Genomic DNA, 23,056 nt, shown 5'->3' with positions numbered 1-23,056 from the left:
CCTGGATGCTGCCTTATCCGCAGATCGACCCGGTGGCCATTGCCCTCGGCCCCCTGAAAATCCATTGGTACGGCCTGATGTACCTGGTCGGCATCGGTGGTGCCTGGCTACTGGCATCGCGCCGGCTGGAGCGTTTCGATGCGACCTGGACCAAGGACAAGCTGTCCGACCTGGTGTTCTGGGTGGCCATGGGGGTGATTCTCGGTGGGCGTCTGGGCTATGTATTTTTCTATGATTTTGCCGCCTATATCGCCGAACCGGCGAAGATCCTGCGGGTTTGGGAGGGCGGTATGTCCTTCCATGGCGGCCTGATCGGGGTGATGCTGGCGACCTGGTGGTTCGGCAAGCGCAACGGCAAGAGCTTCTTCGAGCTGATGGACTTCATCGCACCGCTGGTGCCGATCGGTCTGGGTGCCGGGCGCATCGGTAACTTCATCAACGCCGAGTTGTGGGGCAAGGCCAGCGACGTGCCTTGGGCGATGATCTTCCCTACCGACCCGCAGCAGTTGGCGCGTCATCCGTCGCAGCTCTACCAGTTCGCCCTGGAAGGCGTGGCGCTGTTCATCATCCTCTGGTTCTATTCGCGCAAACCGCGCCCGACCATGGCCGTTTCCGGCATGTTCGCCGCTTGCTACGGGGTGTTCCGCTTCATCGTCGAGTTCGTCCGTGTGCCCGATGCTCAGCTCGGCTACCTGGCCTGGGGCTGGCTGACCATGGGTCAGATTCTCTGCCTGCCAATGATCCTCGGCGGTATCGGCCTGATTGCCTACGCCTACAAGCGCCAGCCCGTACAAGGAGCCGTCTGATGAAACAGTACCTCGACCTGATGCGCCACGTGCGCGAGCACGGTACCTTCAAGGAAGACCGCACCGGCACCGGCACCTACAGCGTGTTCGGCTACCAGATGCGCTTCGACCTGGCTGACGGCTTCCCCATCGTCACCACCAAGAAGTGCCACCTGCGCTCGATCATCCACGAGCTGCTGTGGTTCCTGCAGGGTGACACCAACATCAAGTACCTCAAGGACAACGGCGTCAGCATCTGGGACGAGTGGGCCGACGAGAATGGCAACCTTGGCCCTGTCTACGGTTACCAGTGGCGCAGCTGGCCGGCGCCCAACGGCGAGTCCATCGATCAGATCGCCAAGCTGATCGAGATGATCAAGAAGAACCCGGATTCGCGTCGCCTGATCGTCTCGGCCTGGAACCCCGCGTTGGTCGAGCAGATGGCGCTGCCACCGTGCCACGCGCTGTTCCAGTTCTACGTCGCCGACGGCAAGCTCAGCTGTCAGCTCTATCAGCGTTCGGCCGACATCTTCCTCGGCGTGCCCTTCAACATCGCCAGTTATGCGCTGCTGACGCTGATGGTGGCGCAGGTTTGCGGCTTGCAGCCGGGTGAGTTCATTTGGACCGGCGGCGACTGCCACCTGTACGCCAACCATATCGAGCAGACCGACCTGCAGCTGACCCGCCAGCCGCTGCCGCTACCGACCATGAAGCTCAATCCTGAGGTGAAGGACCTGTTGGCCTTCAAATTCGGGGACTTCGAACTGGTGGATTACGAAGCGCACCCGCATATCAAGGCGCCGGTGGCAGTGTAGGCAAGCGGGGGCTGCGCGTTTTCCGCTTCAGCCCAGCGGTTGCATGGAAAGGTCGCTGCGCAGGCGCTCTACCTGTTCGGCGCGTTCGGCCTCTTCCAGGCGCGCGCCGGGATTGAGCGATGACCATTGCGGGTGAGCGCGTGCCACGTTCAGCGGGGCAGGCAGCTTGCCCTGACGCCACAGGGTTTCCTGCGGGACGTTGAGGCTGATGGCGTCCATCGCGGCGTGTCCGCGCACGTCCAGTGCGGCCAGCAATTGCTGCTGACGCAGGGCGAGCAGGCGCAGCACGGCGTCGTCGACGGTCAGTTCGCGCTGGCCCTTGAGTTTTCCCTTCAAGCGCTCCCCGTAGTTACGCAGGGTCTGCGCGCTGCCGCCGATCACTGCGCCCAATGCGGCAGCTGCGCCCATGGTGAGGCCGCCGACCAGCAGATCGACGCCGACGCCCGTGGCGGCGCCGGCTGCCATGCCGCCGCCGACCTTGATGCCGAGCTGCTTCAGTGTTTCCGGGTTGAACAGATCATCGCCCCAGCGGCCGTCGAGCAGCGGCAGGTCAGCCGCTTTGGCGTCACTGCTGCGGAAAGCGTACAGGCGTAGCAGGGCCTCGACGCAACGCTGCTCGCGCTGGCGAATGGCCGTGCGCAGCTCGCTGATGGCGCCCTGCTCCAGCACGGGTTGGGCGGCGACGCTGCGGCGGCAGGCGGCGCAGTCGATCAGCAGCTCGGCGATCAGACGGTTGCCGGCCTGGCGCCGGGCCTGGCGCTGGGCTTCGTGATCCTCGATCAGTCGTTGCAGCTGCGGGCGCGAACGCTCCAGTAGCAGGGCCAGGCTTTCGTACAGACGTCGTTCGCCGTCTGCAGGTGGTGCCACGCTGTCGAACGCCACCAGAGCATGCAGGCCGAGGCGGGCCAGGGCTTCGCGCCATTCACCTTCGCGATGGCTGGCGCTGGCGACGAAATTGAGCACCGGCAGCAGCGGCCGGCCGCACATGGTCAGCACCGCCAGTTCGTCGCGGTACTTGGCCAGCACCGGCTCACGCACATCAATCACATACAGGCCGGCGTCGGAGGCCATGAGCTGGCGCAGCACCTTGGCTTCCTGTTCGTAGCGCTGGCGCGCCTCGCTGCCTTCGAGAAAACGCGCCAGACGTGCCGGGCCGTCCAGCCGCTCGCCGGGGCGGTCGAGACGTTCCAGGTAGTCGAGCAGGGCGATAGCGTCTTCCAGGCCTGGGGTGTCGTACAGCTCCAGCAGCGCCTGGCCATCCACCGACAGGCGCGCACCTTCGACATGGCGGGTGGTGCTGGCGCGGGGCGAGACTTCGCCGAAGTCGATGTCGCGGGTCAGGGTGCGCAACAGCGAGGTCTTGCCGACGTTGGTGTGGCCGACCAGGGCCAGTTTCAGTGGCTCAGTCATGTCCGCTCTCCAGCCAGTTCAGCGGTGCCGTATCGCCATGCTGCAGTTCCAGGCTGGCGATCGCCTGATGCCAGTCCGTCAGGCGGGCGCTGTCCAGGCTCTCACCGGGTGTCGGCGGCAGCAGCCAAATGCGCGTAGCCGAGGCCGAGCGCGCCAGTTCGCCGATCAGCGCCAAGGTGCCACGATCCGGTGAGCGGCGCGGGTCGCAGGCGATGGCCAGGCGCTCGGGCGGGAAGCGGGTCAGCTGTTCGAGTAACTGACGGCGCTGTTCGCGGCTGTCGATCACCCCGGCATCGGCCACGCCCTTGGGCAGCGACGCAGGCGGCCAGGGGCGGCGCTCGTCCAGTTCGATGCCGAGCAGCAGCGCGCCGCTGCTAGGTTGCGCGCTGGCGCCGCCTTGCGGTTGGTGCAGGGCGGCGGGCGCCAGGTCACAGATGCCCAGGCGTTCGCTGTCCGGTTGCAGGCGTTGGCGCAGCAGGCCATAGCCGGTCAGGTCGAGATCCAGGCGCAGCGCGCCTTTGCCGGACTGCCAGCGCCATAGGCATAGCAGTGTCAGTAGCAGGCGTGGCAGCAGGCCGTAGACCAGCACCACGCCGACCAGCCAGCCGGCCCAGCTCTGCCGGGCTGCTTCGCTGGCGATAGCGGCATCGCCGCTGGCGCGAATGACGTCGATGTCTGGCAAGCTGAAGCCGAGCAGCGCGGGCAGGGCGCCGATGGCCTGGGTCAGGGCGATGAAGGTGTCGCCACCAAGAATGGTGGTTTCCCAGACGAAGCCGTAGCGGCGCGTAGCGAGTAGCAATAGCAGGGTGGCCAGCGCCGCGAGCATGGCCAGCGCCCACAGACCGTTGACCATCAGGCCCAGTCCCCAGCGGGTCAGATGCTGGCGTTGCAGCATCAGCAGCAGAGCCGGGGCCAGTTGCGCAGCGCTGGCATCACGCGCCAGTTTTTCGCTGAGCCACAGCCACAGGCGACCCAGCGCGCCTGGGTTGTCACGGGTCAGCAGCAGGCCCAGCAGCCAGCCGAGCAGCATCAGCAGGTTGAGCCCGAGCAGACTGCCTAGTGCCCAGAACACGTTGATCGGGCGGCTGCCGTCACCGAGTGCGGCCAGGGCCAGGCCGAAGCCGCTGAGCAGGGCCAGCAGTGCCAGCAGCACACCGGCCAGGCGTGCGCCCTGCAACCAGTGCAACAGCGCCTGCCACTGACCATCACGGCGGGCCAGGTGCAGGGCGCGATGCTGGATACGCTCGGCCAGGTCAACCTGCTCGGCACGGGCCAGGCGATTGGCCTCGCTGTCTTCGAGCGGGCCGGCATGGTCCTCGCGCAGGCGAATGGTTTCGCTGAGCCAGAGGCGTTGGAAGGGGGTAGGGGAGGAGGCGTCTGTCACGGGGCGTCTCGTCATTCGTATCAGGGGTTGAGAATAACCCCTGATACGCTTCGGTGCGAATCAGCGCTGCTCGCGCAAACGCACGGCGATATCCGGCTGGTCGATGAACAGGCCATCGATACCGGTGGCGAGGAAGGCACGCAGCTCGGCGTTGATATCGCCGCGCTCGCTCGGTTCGCTGCCGTTACGCAGACGGGTGGGCAGGAAGGCGTTTTCAGCGCGGAAGGTGTAGGGATGCACCTTGAGCCCGGCCGCATGGGCGTCACGTACCAGGCTGGTCGGCTCTGTGAGGTTACCGGTGGTATCACGCGGGATGATCATGCCTTTCTCCGGGCCGATGCCGCTGGCGTAACGCGCGATGTTTTTCAGACCTTCTGGCGTGATCATCTGTTGATAGCCAAGGTCACTGCCCAGTACCTGCTGATCGTAGGGTCGGCCTTCTACCCACAGCAGCTGCACCAGGCGGATTGGTGTCAGCGTGCTCAGCGTCTTGAGGTTTGCCACTTCGAAGGACTGGATGAAAACGGGCGCGTCGGCGCTGTCATAGCCGTTGCGTTCGAGCACCGCCAGCAGCGGTTTTTCCATGGCCAGGTCTAGTCGCTGGAAGTGGGTGGGGTGCTTGGTTTCCGGGTACAAACCCAGGGGCCGTTGCTGAAGGGCTTCCAGGCGTTTCACCAGATCGATGATCTCCTGCAGCGTGGGAATCTCGAACTGGCCATCGAAACGGGTATTGTCCGGCCGCTGCTGCGGGATACGTTCGATCGCGCGCAGGGTTTTCAGCTCGGCCAGGGTGAAGTCCTCACTGAACCAGCCTTCCAGGCTGCGCCCGTCGACGCTCTGGGTGCGTTTGCGGTCAGCGAATTCGGGGCGCTGCGCCACGTCGGTGGTCAGCCCCAGTTCGTTGTCGTGGCGGGCGACCAACTGGCCATCGCGAGTCATCACCAAGTCGGGCTCGATGTAGTCGGCGCCTTGAAAGGCTGCCAGCGCGTATGCCGCCAGTGTGTGCTCGGGCGCGTAACCGCTGGCGCCCCGGTGGGCGATCACCAGTGGCGCCTTGCTGTCCCAGGTCTGGGGTTGCCCTGCACTGGGCTGCTGCTGGGCCCAGTCGATGGCGGCCTGGATGTTATCCGGAGTCGGGCTGGCGAAGACCGCCAGTGGCAGCAGAGTGACGCCCAATACCCAGGCAGAGAGTGATGTCGACATGATGCTGGCTCCTTGCTCGTAGAGTCAGCCCTTAGCCTGCTACGGCGAATATGACGATACGACGACAGCGCTGCTGCAGCCACTGATGGGCTGCGAGGCCGCTGGGGGCTCTGTTATGCTCGCGGCCATGAAAACGACTCTACCTCTTTCTCTGATCGCCGCGCTCGCGCACAACCGCGTGATTGGCCGCGACAACCAACTGCCCTGGCACCTGCCGGCGGATCTCAAGCACTTCAAGGCGATGACGCTCGGCAAGCCGATCATCATGGGGCGCAAAACCTGGGATTCGCTCGGGCGCCCGTTGCCGGGCCGGCTCAATATCGTGGTCAGCCGTCAGGCCGGCCTGACCCTGGAAGGTGCCGAGGTATTCGCGACGCTGGAAGAGGCTATCGAACGAGCTGACGCCTGGGCGCGTGAAGAGAATGCCGAGGAACTGATGCTGATCGGCGGCGCGCAGCTCTATGAGCTGGGCCTGGCCCAGGCTGATCGTCTTTACTTGACGCGTGTCGGCCTGGATCCCGAGGGTGATGCCTTCTTCCCCGAGGTCGACGAGGCCACCTGGCGTATGACCTCCAGCGTCGAGCACCCGGCTTCGGCCGAGACACCGTCTTACGCCTTCGAAGTGTGGGAGCGCCGCGGCGCATAATCCTGCCTGGCGTTCCGGCCATTTCTGCCGCCAGATTCTCCTGCGCGGCGGGACGGCCACTGCCTTGCCTCTGCCGTAATTTTCTTTCGTGCATCCTGATGCAGGTTTTTACATGTCTGAGCAATCGCCCGTCGACGAGCGCCCGAGCGCCGTCGCTGCACTCTTCGTGCGCCATCCACTCTGGGAAGATGCGCTGGCCCTGCTGTTCGGCACCGCGCTGGTGGCGCTGGGTATCGCCTTTTACACGCATGCCGGCCTGCTCACCGGTGGCACTGTCGGCATCGCCTTTCTGGCCAATTACCAGGCCGGCTGGTCGTTCGGTCTGGTGTTCTGCCTGGTCAATCTGCCGTTCTACCTGCTCGGTATCTGGCGTATGGGCTGGGCTTTCACCTTGCGCACGGGCTGCGCGGTGATGCTGGTTTCGCTACTGGCCGAGCTGACGCCGCACTGGGTCGCCTTCGCTCATCTAAGCGCCGTGTATGCCGCGCTGTTCGGTGGCGCTGCGATGGGGCTGGGCTTGCTCATGCTGTTCCGCCACCGCGCCAGCCTGGGCGGGGTTAACATTCTCGCGCTGTATATGCAGGAGCGCTTCGGTTTCCGCGCTGGCACCGTGCAGATGGCCATCGACGCGAGCATCGTCCTGGCGGCGATTTTCGTGGTGTCGCCAGACAAGGTGCTGCTCTCGGTGCTGGGGGCGGTAGTGCTCAATCTGGTGCTGGCGATCAATCACCGGGCGGACCGCTACGTCGGCGTCAGTTGAACCCGGCAACGAACGAGGGGCTGCTTCGCTGGAGGCAGCCCCTCGTTGGTTTTCGCGGAGGCGAGAATCAGATCACTTCGGTGAACTGGATGATCTCGACCCAGTAGCCGTCCGGGTCCTTGATGAAGGCGATATCGCGCATGCGGCCGTCGGTCAGACGTTTCTGGAAATCCACTCCGAGGTCTTCGAAGCGCTGGCAGGCCGCCTTGATGTCCGGCACCGACACGCACAGGTGGCCGAAGCCACGTGGGTCGCTGTTGCCGCTGTGGTAGGAAAATTCCGGGTCTTTCTCGGTGCCGTAGTTGTAGGTCAGCTCCAGCACGCCGGGGATCGACTTGCGCCATTGATGGCGAGCAGCCGGGTCAACCGGGATCTGCGACTTGTCGTTGATCAGGGCGAGGAAGTACAGGCTGAACTCAGCGTCAGGGAAGTCCTTCTTCTCCAGCAGGGTGAAGCCCAGCACGCGGGTGTAGAAATCCAGCGATTTGGTCAGATCCTTCACGCGGATCATGGTGTGGTTGTAGACGAAGTCGGCGGTGGCAACGTCGGGCTTGGCGGTCACGCCGGGGATGGCGTTGAGCTCGTCGAGGGTCATGGGGTTCTCCATCAGGCGGGAAAAGGCTCTATCTAGCTATATGGGCGCGGTGGCCACGTTTTTCAAGGGCGTGACCTTGATCAAGCAGCGATGCCGGGGCGTTTGTAGGAGCGGCTTCAGGCGCGATTGGCTTGAGGGCGCGAAGCATCGCGGCTGAAACGGACTGCCGCCTAGGCGCTCCTCCGGTCCGTGTCAGAGCGAAGGTTGGCGGGGCGGTGGACGGATGAAGCGTCGTCCACGATGGTCATCAGACCGGCAGCGTGATCAGCTCGGCCTGTACTCGCCGATCCTCGATATGCAGGATGCCCACGCCGATGGGCAGCTTGAAGCGCCGTGGCCCGGCGCTGCCGGGGTTGAGGTAGAGCACGCCGTTGCGCTCTTCGTGCAGTGGCTTGTGCGAATGGCCGGCGATTACTACATCGATTTCAAGCGCTCTGGGGTCGATGTTCAGTTGCTTCAGGTCGTGCAGGACATAGAGCGTGGTGTCTTCGAAGCGCAGCGTCAGCGTCTCGGGAATGTCATCGGCCCAAGCCTCCTGGTCGTTATTGCCGCGCACCACCGACAGCGGCGCGATGCGTTCCAGTTCGGTCAGGATGTGCGGCCCGCCGATATCGCCGGCATGGATCAGATGATCGACGCCTTGCAGCGCTGCCAGCGCTTCGGGGCGCAGCAGGTTGTGGGTGTCGGCGATCAGACCAATGCGCATGATGAGGTCCTGAGCATGAGATGTAGGAGCCAGCTTGCTGGCGATCAGCGTCAGGTGCAAACCCTCCGACAACAAAAAGCCCGGCAAACCAGGCCGGGCTTTTCGCTGCAGCAACGCTGACGAATCAGTCGTCGAGCATCGCCTTGTTGCGCACCGCGCCCTTGTCGGCGCTGGTGGCGAGCAGGGCGTAGGCCTTGAGCGCGGTGGTCACCTTGCGGGTGCGCGGTGCGGCCGGCTTCCAGCCTTTCTTGTCCTGCTCGGCACGGCGGGTGGCCAGTTCTTCGTCGCTGACCAGCAGGTTGATGCTGCGGTTGGGGATGTCGATGAGGATCTTGTCGCCGTCGTTGACCAGGCCAATGGCGCCGCCTGCTGCCGCTTCCGGCGAGGCGTGGCCGATGGACAGGCCGCTGGTGCCGCCGGAGAAACGCCCGTCGGTGAGCAGGGCGCAGGCCTTGCCCAGTCCTTTGGACTTCAGGTAGCTGGTCGGATAGAGCATTTCCTGCATGCCCGGGCCGCCTTTCGGACCTTCGTAGCGGATGATGACGATGTCACCTTCCTTCACTTCGTCATTGAGGATGCCGCGCACCGCGCTGTCCTGACTTTCAAAGACCTTGGCGGAGCCTTCGAAGACGTGGATGGATTCGTCCACGCCAGCGGTTTTCACCACACAGCCATCGAGGGCGATGTTGCCGTACAGCACCGCAAGTCCACCCTCTTGGGAATAAGCGTGCTCGACGCTGCGAATACAACCATTCTCGCGGTCATCATCCAGGCTGTCCCAGCGGGTGCTCTGGCTGAACGCGGTCTGGGTGGGGATACCGGCTGGACCTGCCTTGAAGAAGTGGTGAACCGCTTCGTCGTTGGTCTGGGTGATGTCCCACTGGGCGATGGCCTCAGCCATGTTCGGGCTATGGACGGTGGCTACATCGGTGTGCAGCAGGCCGCCACGGGCCAGTTCGCCGAGGATAGAGAAGATGCCGCCAGCGCGGTGCACGTCTTCCATGTGGTACTTCTGGATGTTCGGTGCGACTTTGCACAGCTGCGGCACCTTGCGCGACAGGCGGTCGATGTCGCGCAGGTCGAAGGCGACTTCACCTTCCTGGGCGGCGGCCAGCAGGTGCAGGATGGTGTTGGTCGAACCGCCCATGGCGATGTCGAGCATCATGGCGTTCTCGAACGCCTTGAAGTTGGCGATGTTGCGCGGCAGTACCGACTCGTCGCCTTCGCCGTAGTAGCGCTGGCACAGCTCGACGGCCAGGCGGCCGGCGCGCAGGAACAGCTGCTCGCGGTCGCTGTGGGTGGCCAGGGTCGAACCGTTGCCCGGCAGGGACAGGCCCAGTGCTTCGGTCAGGCAGTTCATCGAGTTGGCGGTGAACATGCCGGAGCAGCTGCCGCAGGTCGGGCAGGCGCTGCGCTCGTACTCGGCGACCTTTTCGTCGGAGGCGCTGGAGTCGGCGGCGATGACCATGGCATCGACCAGATCCAGGCCATGGCTGGCCAGCTTGGTTTTACCCGCTTCCATCGGCCCGCCGGAAACGAACACCACCGGGATGTTCAGGCGCAGGGCGGCCATCAGCATGCCGGGGGTGATCTTGTCGCAGTTGCTGATGCAGACGATGGCGTCGGCGCAGTGGGCGTTGACCATGTACTCCACGGAGTCGGCGATGATCTCGCGGCTCGGCAGCGAATAGAGCATGCCGTCGTGGCCCATGGCGATGCCGTCGTCGACGGCGATGGTGTTGAATTCCTTGGCCACGCCGCCGGCTTTCTCGATCTCGCGGGCGACCAGCTGACCCAGGTCCTTCAGGTGCACGTGGCCGGGCACGAACTGGGTGAAGGAGTTGGCGATGGCGATGATCGGTTTCTTGAAGTCTTCGTCCTTCATCCCTGTGGCGCGCCACAGGGCGCGGGCGCCGGCCATGTTGCGGCCGTGGGTGGAGGTCTTCGAGCGGTAATCGGGCATGACGGTATTCCTGCGACTAATTCGGTTGTGTGTGCGGTGAGCGTCGTCGAGCGGCAGATCGCCGCGGTGTCAGGAGGCTGCATGACGAAACGGGATCACCGTTCGTACGGCCGGGGCTCACAGGCCCGCCGGAGGATGCCGGGCGGGGAATGGGGCGATTCTACGCCCGCCAGGGCTGGCGGGGGAAGGTTGCCGGTCGTGCGCAGGTCCGTGACGGCTCAATGCGGTATTTCGATCCCGCGCATCCGCTCGGCACGTCGGCGTAGCAGTTCCAGGGTGACCAGCAGAGCGATGGAGACCAGGATCAGCAGGGTGGCGATGGCCAGGATGCTCGGGTTGATCTGCTCGCGCAGGCCCGAAAACATCTGCCGCGGAATGGTGCGTTGCTGTGGCCCGGCCATGAACAGGATCACCACCACTTCATCGAACGAGGTGATGAAGGCGAACAGTGCGCCGGAAATCACGCCGGGGCGAATCAGCGGCATGATCACGTCGAAGAACACGCGAATCGGTGTGGCGCCGAGGTTCAGCGCTGCGCGTGCCAGGCTGTAGTCGAAGCCGGTCAGCGTGGCGGTGACGGTGATGATGACGAACGGCGTGCCCAGCGCGGCGTGCGCCAGGATCACCCCGAGGTAGCCACCGGCCAGGCCGAGGTTGGAGTAGAAGAAGAACATGCCGGCGGCGGTGATGATCAGCGGCACGATCATTGGCGATAGCAGCAGGGCGGTGATGAAGCGGCGAAACGGCATCTCATCGCGGGCCAGGCCTATGGCGGCGCAGGTGCCCAGAATGGTGGCGAGGATGGTCGAGAGGATGCCGATGAAGAAGCTGTTCTTGATCGCCAGTATCCATTTCGGATCGTTGAATATCTCCCGGTACCAGCGCAGCGAATAGGCCTCGGGTTCGAGGGTGAGCATGCCTTCGGTGAAGCTGAAGAACGGCTCGGCGTTGAACGACAGCGGCACGATCACCAGGATCGGCAGGATCAGGAACAGCAACACCAGCCGGGAGCTGGCCTTGAGCAGCCAGTGTCCGAGGTGGTGCCAGAAACCGTAGTAGGCGGGGATCTTCATCGTCTCATCATCCCAACTTGATGTTGCTGGCGCCGACGAAGCGGTCGTACACCCAGTACAGCAGCAGGATCAGCCCGAGCAGCAGCGAGCCCAGCGCGGCGGCCAGCTCCCAGTTGTTCGAGCGCTGCATGTGGAAGGCGATGATGTTGCTGATCATCTGCCCGTCGGTGCCACCGACCAGCGCCGGGGTGATGTAGTAGCCGACCGAGATGATGAACACCAGCAGCGCCCCGGCACTCAGGCCGGGCAGGGTCATCGGGAAGTAGATGCGGGCGAACGCCGGTATTGGCTTGTCGCCCAGGCTGAGTGCGGCGCGCATGTAGCTGGGGTCGATGCCGCGCATCACGCTGTACAGCGGCAGGATCATGAACGGCAGCAGGATGTGGGTCATCGCCACCACGGTGGCGAACGAGGTGTAGAGCATCTCGAAGGGCTGGCTGATGATACCGATGCCCATGAGGAAGGAGTTGATCACGCCGTTGGTCTGCAGCAGCGCGATCCACGAGGTGGTGCGCACCAGCAGCGAGGTCCAGAACGGCAGCAGCACCAGCACCAGCAGCAGGTTGGCGCGGTTCGACGGCAGGCCGGCGAGGTAGTAGGCCAGCGGATAGCCGAGCAGGGCGCAGAGCAGGGTGATGACCAGCGCCATGTTCAGGGTCTTGGAATACAGCTGCAGGTAAATCTGCGTGTCCTGCCGCACCTGGATGCCATCGTCGGGGTGCAGTTCCAGATCCAGGGCCGTCAGGTAGTAGTCGTAGGTGTAGACCTTGCCGGAACGCTCGATGGCGTACCACAGCTCGGGTTTGCTCCAGTTGCGATGGCTGGCGAGCAGGGCTTCGACGCCCTCGGAGGACAGCGCTTCGGCATCCATCCGGCCGATGCGCCGCACGGTGGATTTGACCACGCTGGACATGCCCGTATAGGCGCGGTTGAACTCCTCGGACAGCTTACCTGACAGGCGTTGCTCGTTTAGCGCGTGCAGTTCGCTGACGAATACCTGCAGGGTCTTCTCGTCCGGCAGTTGCTTGTGATCGTCCCAGCGTTCGAGCTCGGCCAGGGTCTGCGGAATCAGTTCGGCCACGGTCGGGTGATACACGCTGCGCCACAGCATGGTACCGATGGGGGCGACGAAGGTGACGATGATGAACAGCAGCAGCGGCACCACGAAGAGAAAGGCGGCGAGGCGTTTCTTGCGACGGGCGCTGGCGGCTTGGCCGGCTTCGCTGGTGGTCAGGGATGACAAGGTGTTACTCCGTAAAACAGGGCGCACAGCAAGTGTCGATCAGTAGCTCCCTCTCCCGTTTACGGGAGAGGGCTGGGGAGAGGGTGACAGATTCACCCTCTCCCCCAACCCCTCTCCCACAAGTGGGAGAGGGGAGCTGATGGCCTTTACTTCAACAGCCACTCGTTGAACTTCTCGCCCAGCGACTCGCCATAGTCAGCCCAGAACTCGGAGCCGGCCTGGATGCCTTTGTCCAGGTGGGCGGTCGGCAGGTGCGGCGCAGCGTTCTGGTCAGCCAGTGGCATGGACGACTTGCGGGTCGGGCCGTAGGCCACGTCCGGCATGCCGGCCAGCGGCTTGGAGCCAGTGGCGTACTTGATGAATTCCATAGCCAGGTCTTTCTTCTTCGAGCCTTTGACGATGGCCCAGGCGTCGAGGTCGTAGACGTGGCCGTCCCAGACGATTTCGAAGGGCTTCTTCTCCTGCACGATGGCGTCGTAGAAGCGGCCATTGGCCGACTGCACCAGCACTGCGCCGCCGTCGTTGAGCAGTTGTGGCGCCTGCGACCAAGAGTCGAACCAGACGATGTCTTTCTTGATGCTGGCCAGCTTGTCGAAGGCGCGTTGTTGGCCTTCCGGCGTGGCCAGTACTTCGTAGACTTCCTCAGGCGCAACGCCATCGGCCATCAGCGCCCACTCCATGTTCACCTGCGGGCGTTTGCGCATGGCGCGCTTGCCCGGAATCTTGGTGGTGTCGAAGAAGTCGCCAATGCTGGTGGCCTTGGTGCCGCCGATGGTGTTGTCGTTGAAGGCGAACACCACCGACCAGACGATGTTGCCCACCGCGCACTCACTGGCCAGTGCTTCGGGAATGAAGTCCTGTGCTGCTGCGGTGCCGTCGATACCGGCCGGCAACACGCTGTGGTCGAGGGTTTCCAGCAAGCCTTCGGAGCAGGCGCGCTCGAGGTCGATCACTTCGAAGTCAACCACGTCCCACTGGATGTTGCCGGATTCGACCTGAGCCTTGATCTCGGCAACGCCACCCGAGTAGTCCTCGAACAGGACCTTGACGCCGGATTCCGCCTGGTACGGGTCGATGACGTGTTTCTTCTGCGCGGCGCCGTAGGACCCGCCCCAGGAAACCACGGTAAGGCTGTCCTGGGCGGTGGCGCTGCCCGTTGCCAGTCCCAGTGCCGCCACCAGGGCGAAGGTGGAAACGCTGGTAGTCAGTGATCTAGCCATTGCTGTGCTCCATTTGCTTCTACTAGTTGTGGGTGGGGACTTCCGATCAATCCAGGGCCTGGCTGTCTTCCGGCAGCCAGGCCAGGGCGACCTCTTCCTGAGTGTTGAGTTGCGGGGCTGAACTGTCGTTCAGGTTCTTCACCACCAGCTCGCTGCCGCTGGCGGTTTCGAAGTGGTAGCGGATGTATTCACCGACGTAGTGGCGGGTGACGAAGCGGGCCTTGACCTGATTGCCGGCGGCGCCAAGGCAGTCGGTGAAGTTGAGTTTTTCCGGGCGCACCGAGACGGTGGTGGGTTGGCCTATTTCCGTGCAGTTGGCCTTCAAGGTGCTGACCAGGCCGCCATCCTGCAGGCGCACTTCGACGCGCTCTTCGCCAACGCTCTCGATCACGCCGGGCAGCTTGTTGCTTTCACCGATGAAGTCGGCGACGAACATGTTGGCCGGGCGCTCGTAAAGTACGTGGGGCGGCGCGCATTGCTGCACCACGCCGTTGTTGAACACGGCGATACGGTCGCTCATGGTCAGCGCTTCGGTCTGGTCGTGGGTCACATAGATCACAGTGAAACCGAGCTGCTCGTGCAGGCGCTTGATCTCGAACTGCATCTGCTCGCGCAGCTTCTTGTCCAGCGCGCCGAGGGGCTCGTCCATCAACACGATGTCCGGGGCGAAGATCAGGGCGCGGGCCAGTGCCACACGCTGGCGCTGGCCACCGGAGAGCTGGCCGGGGTAGCGACCGCCAAAGGCCTGCAGTTCGACCAGGGCGAGGTACTCCTCGACCTTGGCGCGAATCTCGTCCTTGGGTAGTTTGCGGATCTTCAGCGGGTAGGCCAGGTTCTCGCGGATGGTCATGTGCGGGAACAGCGCGTACTGCTGGAAGACCATGCCGATGTTGCGATCGTAGGGGGCGATGCTGGTGACGTTGCGGCCGTTGATCAGGATCTCGCCGCTGGTCACGTCCTCGAAGCCGGCTAGCATCATCAGGCAGGTGGTCTTGCCGGAACCGGAGGGGCCGAGCAGGGTGATGAATTCGCCCTTGGCCACATTGAGGTTGAAGTCCTTGACCACCAGGGTCTTGTGATCGTAGGTCTTCTTGACGTTGGTGAATCGCAGGAACGCGTCGTTCCCAGCCTGCGCAGTCATAGTCCTCCCCGCTATCCGCAATGTGGAGTCAGCTCGTGGCCAAGGCTCCAACTTCTGAGTCGATTCACCCCCTTCGTGGGAGGCGATCGTTATGTCGATAGCTAAAAGCAATAAGCAAGCCAGATTACGGCTGACTGCCTGATAGCGCTCTGCTATGCATGCTCAAGCCTAGTCCATGCTGGGCGAGATGCGAGGCGGGGTGTGAGAGGAGGTAACAGCGGAAGGGGGAAGAGGCACCTGCCGACACGCACTCGGCAGGTGCAGCTTGCTCAGCTGTTGGGCAGCAGGCGTACGGTCAGGCTCTTGATGTAGCGGGTCTCACTGATGGCCGGGTGTACCGGGTGATCCGGGCCCTGGGCGCCGCGCTCGAGCAACTGGATGTTGCGGTCCAGGTGGCGAGCGCTGGTCAGCAGGATGTTCTGCAGGTTGTCTTCCTCCAGGTGCATAGAGCAGCTGGCGCTGACCAGGATGCCGTCCTTGCTCAGTAGGCGCATCGCGGTTTCGTTGAGACGACGATAGGCCGCTTCGCCGTTCTTGATGTCTTTCTTGCGCTTGATGAAGGCGGGTGGATCGGCGATCACCACGTCGAAGCGCTCTTCTGCGGATTTCAGTTCGCGTAGCGCGGCGAACACATCACCTTCGACGCAGGTGACCTTCTCGGCGAAACCGTTGAGCGTGGCATTACGCTCAACGCCGTCGAGGGCGAAGGCCGAGGCATCTACGCAGAACACTTCGCTGGCGCCGAACGCCGCGGCCTGCACGCCCCAGCCGCCGATGTAGCTGAACAGGTCGAGTACGCGCTTGCCTTTGACGTAGGGCGCCAGGCGCGCACGGTTCATGCGGTGGTCATAGAACCAGCCGGTTTTCTGCCCTTCGATCACCGGTGCTTCGAATTTCACGCCGTTCTCTTCCAGGGCGACCCACTCCGGCACCACGCCGAAGGCGGTGTCGACGTAGCGCTCGAGGCCTTCGGCGTCGCGTGCGGCGGAGTCGTTTTTGAACAGGATGCCGCTGGGCTTGCACACTTGGATCAGCGCGGCGAGTACGTCATCCTTGTGCGCCTCCATGGTGGCGGAAGCCAGTTGGACCACCAGAATGTCGAAGAAGCGGTCGACTACCAGCCCCGGCAGCAGGTCGGAATCGCCATACACCAGGCGGTAGCAGGGCTGATCGAACAGGCGCTCGCGCAGGCTCAGGGCGACGTTGAGGCGATGCACCAGCAGTGACTTGTCCAGCACGTGCTTGACGTCGCGCGACAGCAGGCGGGCGCAGATCAGGTTGTTCGGACTCATGGCGACGATGCCCAGCGGCTTGCCGCCGGCCGCTTCCAGGACTGCCTGGTCGCCGGCAGCGAAACCATGCAGCGGGGTGGCAGCGACATCGATCTCGTTGCTGTATACCCACAGGTGGCCGGCGCGCAGGCGTCGGTCGGCGTTGGCTTTCAGGCGCAGACTGGGCAGGGAAGACATGAGTTCGGGCTCCGCGGGGAAAAGAGCGGGATTATAGCGGTTTGCGCGCCGGGCCGGCGTTTACAAAAGTCGGCTGCGAGCAGGTCGGTGCTTTGGCTAGACTGTGCCCTACTTCTCATCCTGCACGATCCCCTTTCCATGACCTACGAACTCACCGCCGAACAGATCCAGCAAGTCCTGCAGGGGATCAGCGTACCGCCGCAACCGCAGATCATGGTCGACCTGCAGATGGAGCAGATCATGCCCAGTCCGGATCTGCGTAGCATCGCCAAGCTGATCAGTCAGGACCCGGGGCTGTCTGGCTCGCTGCTGAAAATCGTCAACTCCCCGCATTTCGGCCTGGCCAATCGCATCGCGTCGATCCAGCAGGCGGTCAACCTGCTGGGTTGCAACACCGTGATCAACTTGATCAACGCGCAGTCGATCAAAGGTGAGCTGACCGACGAGGCGATCCTGGTGCTGAACCGTTTCTGGGACAGCGCCCAGGATGTGGCAATGACCTGCCTGACCCTGGCCAAGCGCCTCGGTTATCACTCGCCTGACGAGGCCTACAGTCTGGGGCTGTTCCACGATTGCGGCATTCCGCTGATGCTCAAGCGCTTCCCCAATTACATGCAGGTGCTGGAGGAAGCCTACGCCAGTACCAGCGACGAGCGTCGTGTGGTCGATACCGAGAACCGTCTGCTGACCACCAACCACGCGGTAGTGGGTTACTTCACCGCGCGTTCCTGGCGGTTGCCGGGGCACCTGTGCGAGGTCATCGCCAACCACCACAACGCCCTGTCGATCTTCAGCGATGACTCCGGACGCGAAGCGCAGCTCAAGACGCTGCTGGGCATCCTGAAGATGGCCGAGCATATCTGCGAAAGCCATCGTGTGCTGGGGGGGCAGGCCGTCGACATGGAGTGGCAGTACATTTCGCAGCCGATCCTGGAGTATGTGGGGCTCTCGGAGTACGACTTCGAAAACCTGCGTGAGAGCATCCGCGATCTAGCCGTGCTCTGAGTCTTCGCGCTGTGCCAGCGTTCGCGCGGCGGCGCTCTACCGCTTTGCGGGTCGCTCCTGCTAAGGTGGCGCACCGCCGTTTCTCTGCCGTATTGCCATGCCCGAATTGCCTGAAGTCGAAACTACCCGCCGCGGTATCGCCCCCTATCTGGAGGGCCAACGCGTCAGCCGCGTGATCGTGCGTGAGCGCCGCCTGCGTTGGCCGATCCCCGAAGACCTGGACGTGCGCCTGTCCGGCCAGCGAATCGAGTGCGTCGAGCGGCGTGCCAAGTACCTGCTGATCAAGGCCGAAGTCGGCAGTCTGATCAGTCACTTGGGCATGTCCGGCAGTCTGCGCTTGGTCGAATGTGGCCTGGCTGCGGCCAAGCATGAGCATGTGGATATCGAGCTGGAGTCCGGCCTTGCCCTGCGTTACACCGATCCGCGGCGTTTCGGTGCACTGCTGTGGAGTGAGGACCCGCTGACTCACGTATTGCTCAGCAAACTCGGGCCGGAGCCGTTGGGCGGGTTGTTCGACGGTGAGCGTCTGTTCCAGATGTCGCGTGGGCGCAGCATGGCGGTCAAACCGTTCATCATGGATAACGCCGTGGTGGTGGGCGTGGGCAACATCTACGCCACCGAAGCGCTGTTCGCTGCCGGCATCGATCCACGCCGCGAGGCAGGCTCAGTCTCGCGTGCGCGTTACCTGCGCCTGGCCGAGGAGATCAAACGTATCCTCGCCCATGCCATCGAGCGTGGCGGCACCACGCTGCGCGACTTCGTCGGTGGCGATGGTCAGCCCGGATACTTCCAGCAGGAACTGTTCGCCTATGGTCGCGGCGGCGAGTTCTGCAAGGTCTGTGGCAGCACGCTGCGTGAGGTCAAGCTGGGGCAGCGCGCGAGTGTGTACTGTCCCAAGTGCCAACGCTGAGCGAGCCCGCGCCTGATCAAACCGTAGGGCGGGTGTAACCCGCCGCAATGCCAATGGCGGGTTGCACCCGCCCTACACAGATACAAGAACAAGAAATACCGAGGTTGATCGATGTCCGGTAACTACTTGCCGCCCAATCCGGCCGCCGAATGGCTTGGGCGCAGCGTGCTGAAGCTGATGGGCTGGCGTATCGAGGGCGAGTTGCCCAAGCTCGACAAGTTCGTCGCCATCGGCGCTCATCACACGTCCAACTGGGACTTCGTGATTTTCATCGCGCTGAAATTCGTACTGTGCCTCAACGCTCGCTGGTTCGGCAAGCACAGTATCTTCAGTTGGCCTTTCGGTGGCTTGATGCGCAGTTGGGGCGGTATCGCGATTCGTCGGGATCGTCAGTTGAATACCGTCGAACAGGCCATTCAGGCCTTTCGCGAGCATGACGAGTTCATTCTGGTGCTCTCGCCCGAGGGCACACGTAAGAAGGTCGAGCGCTGGAAGATGGGCTTCTACCATATAGCTCTGGGCGCAGGCGTGCCCATCGTGCTCGGGGCGCTGGACTACCAGAACCGCCGCGTGGTGATCGGTCCGACTTTTCAGCCAACGGGTGACGAGAAGGCCGATCTGGCCACGATGCTGGCGTTCTTCCGTCCTTATGTACCGAAAAAGCCGGAATACGCCTTTCACGGCGATTGACGTCCGTCACGCTGACAATTATCAATGCGCTGTTATAGTTAATGGCACTTTCCCGAATAATTTGAAGGACTGCACTATGAACCCGTTCCGCATGACCGCAGCCGCCATGTCGCTGCTTATGGGCTTGTTGGCATTGCCGGCGCAGGCACAACAAAACGTCAGTGGTGACCCGCTATATACAGTTGAAGCACCTGGTGCTTTTTCCATGGCAGCTGATTTGGTGATTGCTCGTCCTCTGTTGATCGGTGCAACAGTCCTTGGTGCTGGACTATTTGTGGTTTCCTTGCCTTTCTCCGCAATGGGCGGGGGTATTGGTGCGGCTGGCAAGGCTCTGGTTGTCGAGCCAGGGAAAGCAGCGTTCGTACGCTGCCTGGGTTGTACTGGGGATGGTTACAACCAGCGCCAATAATTAAAATGCAGTTCTGGCAGCCCCTGGCTCGGTAACGAGCCAGGGGCTGTTTACGTTTGAACGCCGAGAAAAGGAAGAAGCGGTGGTAATGAAGTCCCTGCGCTGGGTGATGCTGTTGCTGGTGGTGTCGGGGCTGATCGCCTCGTTCTGGTTCAGCCAGGGCTGGTTGCAACTCTGCGCCGGGCTGGCGATCTTCCTGTTTGGCATGCAGTGCCTGGAAGACGGCCTGCGTCAGCTGGCAGGCAGCAAGCTGGAGCAGATACTCGGGCGCAGTACGTCCACGCCCTTCAAGAGCCTGTTGTTCGGCGTCGGCGGCACCCTGTTGCTGCAGTCCAGCACCCTGGTATCGCTGCTGACCATCGCCTTTATCAGTACCGGCCTGATCCAGCTGGCCGGCGGTATCGCCATTCTGTTCGGTGCCAATCTCGGCGCCACCAGCGGCATTTGGTTGTTGGCACTGGCCGGGCAGAATCTCAGCCTGAGTCCGCTGGCCCTGCCGCTGCTGGTGTTCGGTGTGCTGGCCGGTTTCTTCGGGCCCAAGAGCAAGGCTGCCGGACGTATCGTGCTGGGTATCGCTTTCATCTTTCTCGGCATCGACCAGATCAAGGAAGGTTTCGCCAGTTTTGGCGATGGTCTGGACATGACCGGTCTGCAGGAAGGCGGGCTGCGTGGGGCGCTGCTGTTCACCGCCATCGGCATGGCTATTACCGTGGTGCTGCAATCGAGCCACGCCACGCTGATGCTGACTCTGGCGGCATTGGCCAGCGGTCAGCTGGAGCTCGGTCAGAGCCTGGCCATCGCCATTGGCTCGAATATCGGCAGCAGCGTGACCACCGCTTTCGTTGGCTCGCTCGGCGGTAACCGCAACGGCCAGCGCCTGGCGCTGGCTCATGTGCTGTTCAACATCACCACCGGCGTTATCGCCTTCTGTCTGCTCGGTCCGCTGACCTGGCTGGTGCGTGTCTTGGCCGAGCCGTTGGGCCTTGGCGAGAACAGCCTGATTCAGCTGGCGATGTTCCACACCCTGTTCAATGCCATGGGGGTGGCGCTGTTCTGGCCACTTCAGAGGCGCCTGGCTCAGTACCTGATTCGTTGGCTGCCGGACCGAGTCGAGCCGCAGGTATTGATTACCGAACTGGCGTCCGAGCAGGTGACCGAGCCCGAGCGTACCCGCGCCCGCTATCTGAACGAGCGCGCTCTGGATTCGGTCGATGCAGCATCCGGCGCGGTAGTGCAGGAGCTGGGGCATCTTGGCCGCTTGAGCTTGGAGGTGATCTGCCATGCCCTGTATCTGCCGGTCGATCAACTGGCGCAGGCCAAAGGAGATGAGCGGGTGTTGCAGGCCAAGCCCGCACCGGGTGGCCTCGATGCCGAGCACCTGTATCAGTTTCACATCAAGGGTGTGTATGGCGATCTGCTGAGCTTCATGGGGCGCATGGACTTGCCCATGGATGAAGCGCACCAGCAGTTCTGGATCAGCTGCCAGCTGGCGGCGCTGCAACTGGTAGATGCGGTCAAGGATGCCAAGCACCTGCAGAAGAACCTTGGCCATTACCTCGATGCGCCACCGTCGGCGGCGCGCGATGCCTATGTGGAGTTGCGTCGTCATCTGTTGACGACTCTGCACGAGGTGCGCGAGCTGGCACGCTCGGACATGCCTGACGAAATGTGGCAGTCACGCCTGCGGTGGTTGGATGAGCAGGCGGCGAGCTTTGATGCGCAGTTCCGCCAACGGCTGTTCGCTGAGGTGCGCTACGGCCATCTCGACGGCCTGCAGACCAGCTCGCTGATGAATGACCTGGGCTACGTCAGTCGAATCTTCCAGAGCCTGCGCAACGTGCTGATGCTGGGCAGCGAGCAGGCCTTGTTCCGGGAGCTGCGCAAGTTCGGTGACGAACAGGAGAGTCTGATCCGGCTCTCCTGATCCGGTCACTCCGAGCCTTCGTTCACAGCTTGTGGAAGAGCTGTGCCGATCCCACGTGGGTCGCTCGCCGCCTGTACCTCGCCGCTGACCTTGTCCCAGAACAGCACCTGCTGGTTGCCGTACTGCCGATCCAGGCGTTTGAGTCTGTAGCCGCGCCGTTGCAGCTCGGCGACTTGTTCATCGCTGAAGGTATCCGGCTCATGCTCGATCACGTCGGGCATGAACTGGTGGTGGTAGCGCGCCACCGCGGGCCAGCGCTCGATGGGCTTGTCGTCCAGGTATTCGAGCATCGACAGCAGCACCATGCTTGGAATACGGCTACCGCCGGGGGTGCCGAAGGCGGTGAATTCGTCGCTGCTTTCGATGAAGCTCGGGCTCATGGATGACAGCGGGCGTTTGCCGCCTGCAATGGTATTGGCCTGGCTGCCGGCCAGGCCATAGGCGTTGGCGCCCTGGACGTCTGCGGCGAAGTCGTCCATCTCGTCGTTGAGCAGCACGCCAGTGCCGGGCACGGTGAAGGCGGCGCCGAACGGCAGGTTGATCGACAGCGTTGCAGCGACAGCATTGCCCTCGGCATCGAGTACGGCAAAGTGAGTGGTGTGGTCGCCTTCGTGCCAGGTGCCGGCAGGCGGCAGACTCGAGCTGGGGGTCGCTTGCTCGGGGTCGATGCTGCCGGCGAGCACGGCCAGATGCCCTGGCGACAGCAATTGCTCTACGGGATTCTTGATGAAGTCGGGGTCGCCCAGCAGGCCGCGGTCACGATAAGCGCGGCGCAGCGCCTCGACCACGTAATGCACGCGCTGTACGGGCTCGGCGTCGCGCCAGGGCAGTTGTTCGAGTATCGCCAGGCTTTGCGCCAGGGCTATGCCACCAGCCGAGGGTGGCGGTGCGCTGATCAGCTCGCGGCCATCTTCCAGGGGGAAGCGCAGTGGCGCTCGGCGGGCAATACGGTACTCACGCAGGTCATCCTCGGACCAGATGCCGCCGGCATGGCGCACGCCTCTGACCAGGCGCTCGGCTATCGGGCCGGTATAGAAGCCCTCCCGGCCATGCTCGGCCACTGCTTGCAGGGTGGCAGCCAGATCCGCCTGACGCAGCAGATGGCCCTCGGCGGGAATTTCGCCCTGGTCGAGAAATAGCTTGGCACTTTCGGTATCGTCACGCAGCGCGGCCAGGCGCCAGGTTGCGCGTTCGCGGTAGACACGGTCGACCGCGAAGCCTTCACTGGCTAGACGGATTGCCGGAGCCAGACTGGTTTTCAGCGGCAGGCGGCCGTGCTTTTCGGCCAGTTCGACCAACGCCGCCGGTAGCCCCGGAATGGCAGCGGCCAGCGCACCGTTGAGCGACAGCTCACGCTGTACCTTGCCATCGCGGACATAGAGGTCCGGCTTGGCCTCCAGGGGCGCGCGTTCGCGGGCATCGAGGAAGTCGTAGCCAGGCGTTTCCCCGGCAGTACGTAGCAGGAAGAAACCGCCGCCACCAAGCCCTGAGCCATAGGGTTCGACCACGGCGAGTGCGGCGCTGGCTGCCACGGCGGCATCGAAGGCGTTGCCGCCGGCATCGAGCATCTGCTGCGCTGCAGCGGTCGCCGCTGGGTGAGCGGTGGCAATGGCGGGTTGCTGCGGAGCGGCCTGGGCGAGAAGGCTGGCGCCGAGCAGCAGGGTCGATAGCAGGAGTTTGCGCAACATGCGATCTACCAGGGGCG

Annotated in this window: 21 protein-coding genes; 9 read left to right on the top strand and 12 right to left on the bottom strand. The window is 63.4% G+C overall.

Annotation, left to right across the window (positions count from 1 at the left end; all coding sequences use genetic code 11):
- Nucleotides 1-5 precede the first annotated feature (5 nt).
- Complete coding sequence (gene lgt, locus AAEQ75_RS06625; RefSeq protein ID WP_343351247.1) at nucleotides 6-806, top strand: prolipoprotein diacylglyceryl transferase; 801 nt, start codon at nucleotides 6-8, stop codon at nucleotides 804-806.
- Nucleotides 806-1,600, top strand: coding sequence for a thymidylate synthase (locus AAEQ75_RS06620; protein WP_343351245.1), 795 nt, complete (start codon nucleotides 806-808; stop codon nucleotides 1,598-1,600). The genes lgt and AAEQ75_RS06620 overlap by 1 nt, the downstream gene beginning before the upstream one ends.
- Before the next feature lie 27 nt (nucleotides 1,601-1,627).
- On the opposite strand, the gene AAEQ75_RS06615 is transcribed toward AAEQ75_RS06620, so the two are convergent.
- Genes AAEQ75_RS06615 through AAEQ75_RS06605 form a run of 3 tightly spaced genes read right to left on the bottom strand, consistent with a single transcriptional unit; the run spans nucleotide 1,628 to nucleotide 5,597 of the window.
- Nucleotides 1,628-3,010, bottom strand: coding sequence for a GTPase/DUF3482 domain-containing protein (locus tag AAEQ75_RS06615; protein WP_343351243.1), 1,383 nt, complete (start codon nucleotides 3,008-3,010; stop codon nucleotides 1,628-1,630).
- Nucleotides 3,003-4,409: a DUF2868 domain-containing protein gene (locus tag AAEQ75_RS06610; RefSeq protein ID WP_343351241.1), complete on the bottom strand. Its 1,407-nt coding sequence runs from the start codon at nucleotides 4,407-4,409 to the stop codon at nucleotides 3,003-3,005. Before AAEQ75_RS06610 ends, AAEQ75_RS06615 begins: the two co-directional genes overlap by 8 nt.
- 45 nt (nucleotides 4,410-4,454) lie before the next feature.
- A complete protein-coding gene (locus AAEQ75_RS06605) occupies nucleotides 4,455-5,597 on the bottom strand; it encodes a glycerophosphodiester phosphodiesterase (RefSeq protein ID WP_343351239.1) in 1,143 nt (380 codons plus the stop codon).
- Between the two features lie 115 nt (nucleotides 5,598-5,712).
- On the opposite strand from AAEQ75_RS06605, the gene AAEQ75_RS06600 reads away from it, so the two are divergent.
- A complete protein-coding gene (locus AAEQ75_RS06600) occupies nucleotides 5,713-6,243 on the top strand; it encodes a dihydrofolate reductase (RefSeq protein WP_092378346.1) in 531 nt (176 codons plus the stop codon).
- A gap of 112 nt (nucleotides 6,244-6,355) precedes the next feature.
- Nucleotides 6,356-7,003, top strand: coding sequence for a YitT family protein (locus AAEQ75_RS06595; protein WP_125879736.1), 648 nt, complete (start codon nucleotides 6,356-6,358; stop codon nucleotides 7,001-7,003).
- A 67-nt stretch (nucleotides 7,004-7,070) separates the two neighbouring features.
- On the opposite strand, the gene gloA is transcribed toward AAEQ75_RS06595, so the two are convergent.
- The 8 genes from gloA to AAEQ75_RS06555 all read right to left on the bottom strand — a co-directional run bounded on the left by gloA (nucleotide 7,071) and on the right by AAEQ75_RS06555 (nucleotide 16,413).
- Nucleotides 7,071-7,598 (bottom strand): lactoylglutathione lyase, encoded by a 528-nt coding sequence (gloA, locus tag AAEQ75_RS06590; protein WP_343351235.1) that lies wholly within the window; start codon nucleotides 7,596-7,598, stop codon nucleotides 7,071-7,073.
- 247 nt (nucleotides 7,599-7,845) lie between these two features.
- The gene (locus AAEQ75_RS06585) at nucleotides 7,846-8,304 is read right to left on the bottom strand and encodes a metallophosphoesterase family protein (protein ID WP_343351233.1); all 459 of its coding nucleotides are present in this window, start codon (nucleotides 8,302-8,304) and stop codon (nucleotides 7,846-7,848) included.
- Between the two features lie 124 nt (nucleotides 8,305-8,428).
- Complete coding sequence (gene ilvD, locus AAEQ75_RS06580; RefSeq protein WP_125835551.1) at nucleotides 8,429-10,267, bottom strand: dihydroxy-acid dehydratase; 1,839 nt, start codon at nucleotides 10,265-10,267, stop codon at nucleotides 8,429-8,431.
- 218 nt (nucleotides 10,268-10,485) lie between these two features.
- Complete coding sequence (locus tag AAEQ75_RS06575) at nucleotides 10,486-11,340, bottom strand: ABC transporter permease (RefSeq protein ID WP_343351231.1); 855 nt, start codon at nucleotides 11,338-11,340, stop codon at nucleotides 10,486-10,488.
- Nucleotides 11,341-11,347: 7 nt separating this feature from the next.
- A complete protein-coding gene (locus AAEQ75_RS06570; protein ID WP_343351229.1) occupies nucleotides 11,348-12,583 on the bottom strand; it encodes an ABC transporter permease in 1,236 nt (411 codons plus the stop codon).
- A gap of 146 nt (nucleotides 12,584-12,729) precedes the next feature.
- Nucleotides 12,730-13,803 carry an ABC transporter substrate-binding protein gene (locus tag AAEQ75_RS06565; protein WP_143505183.1) on the bottom strand — a complete coding sequence of 358 codons (1,074 nt, stop codon included), beginning with the start codon at nucleotides 13,801-13,803 and terminating at the stop codon, nucleotides 12,730-12,732.
- A 46-nt stretch (nucleotides 13,804-13,849) separates the two neighbouring features.
- Nucleotides 13,850-14,944, bottom strand: coding sequence for an ABC transporter ATP-binding protein (locus tag AAEQ75_RS06560; protein WP_343351226.1), 1,095 nt, complete (start codon nucleotides 14,942-14,944; stop codon nucleotides 13,850-13,852).
- Between the two features lie 269 nt (nucleotides 14,945-15,213).
- The gene (locus AAEQ75_RS06555; protein WP_343351224.1) at nucleotides 15,214-16,413 is read right to left on the bottom strand and encodes a class I SAM-dependent rRNA methyltransferase; all 1,200 of its coding nucleotides are present in this window, start codon (nucleotides 16,411-16,413) and stop codon (nucleotides 15,214-15,216) included.
- Between the two features lie 138 nt (nucleotides 16,414-16,551).
- On the opposite strand from AAEQ75_RS06555, the gene AAEQ75_RS06550 reads away from it, so the two are divergent.
- The 5 genes from AAEQ75_RS06550 (at nucleotide 16,552) to AAEQ75_RS06530 (ending at nucleotide 21,351) form a co-directional block, all read left to right on the top strand.
- Complete coding sequence (locus tag AAEQ75_RS06550) at nucleotides 16,552-17,418, top strand: HDOD domain-containing protein (RefSeq protein ID WP_343351222.1); 867 nt, start codon at nucleotides 16,552-16,554, stop codon at nucleotides 17,416-17,418.
- Nucleotides 17,419-17,515: 97 nt separating this feature from the next.
- Nucleotides 17,516-18,328 carry a bifunctional DNA-formamidopyrimidine glycosylase/DNA-(apurinic or apyrimidinic site) lyase gene (gene mutM / locus AAEQ75_RS06545; RefSeq protein ID WP_099525964.1) on the top strand — a complete coding sequence of 271 codons (813 nt, stop codon included), beginning with the start codon at nucleotides 17,516-17,518 and terminating at the stop codon, nucleotides 18,326-18,328.
- A gap of 111 nt (nucleotides 18,329-18,439) precedes the next feature.
- Complete coding sequence (locus AAEQ75_RS06540; RefSeq protein WP_343351220.1) at nucleotides 18,440-19,018, top strand: lysophospholipid acyltransferase family protein; 579 nt, start codon at nucleotides 18,440-18,442, stop codon at nucleotides 19,016-19,018.
- 76 nt (nucleotides 19,019-19,094) lie between these two features.
- A complete protein-coding gene (locus tag AAEQ75_RS06535; RefSeq protein WP_179574732.1) occupies nucleotides 19,095-19,427 on the top strand; it encodes a multidrug transporter in 333 nt (110 codons plus the stop codon).
- An 88-nt stretch (nucleotides 19,428-19,515) separates the two neighbouring features.
- A complete protein-coding gene (locus AAEQ75_RS06530; RefSeq protein WP_343351217.1) occupies nucleotides 19,516-21,351 on the top strand; it encodes a Na/Pi cotransporter family protein in 1,836 nt (611 codons plus the stop codon).
- Between the two features lie 5 nt (nucleotides 21,352-21,356).
- Here the strand turns inward: AAEQ75_RS06530 and ggt are convergent, their stop codons facing one another.
- A complete protein-coding gene (gene ggt / locus AAEQ75_RS06525; protein WP_343351215.1) occupies nucleotides 21,357-23,039 on the bottom strand; it encodes a gamma-glutamyltransferase in 1,683 nt (560 codons plus the stop codon).
- Nucleotides 23,040-23,056 lie beyond the last annotated feature (17 nt).

Source organism: Pseudomonas sediminis (genome assembly GCF_039555755.1).
Classification (GTDB): domain Bacteria; phylum Pseudomonadota; class Gammaproteobacteria; order Pseudomonadales; family Pseudomonadaceae; genus Aquipseudomonas; species Aquipseudomonas mendocina_D.
The sequence above is the reverse complement of the archived record's forward strand: the minus strand, read 5'-3'. Positions and strand labels throughout refer to the sequence as shown.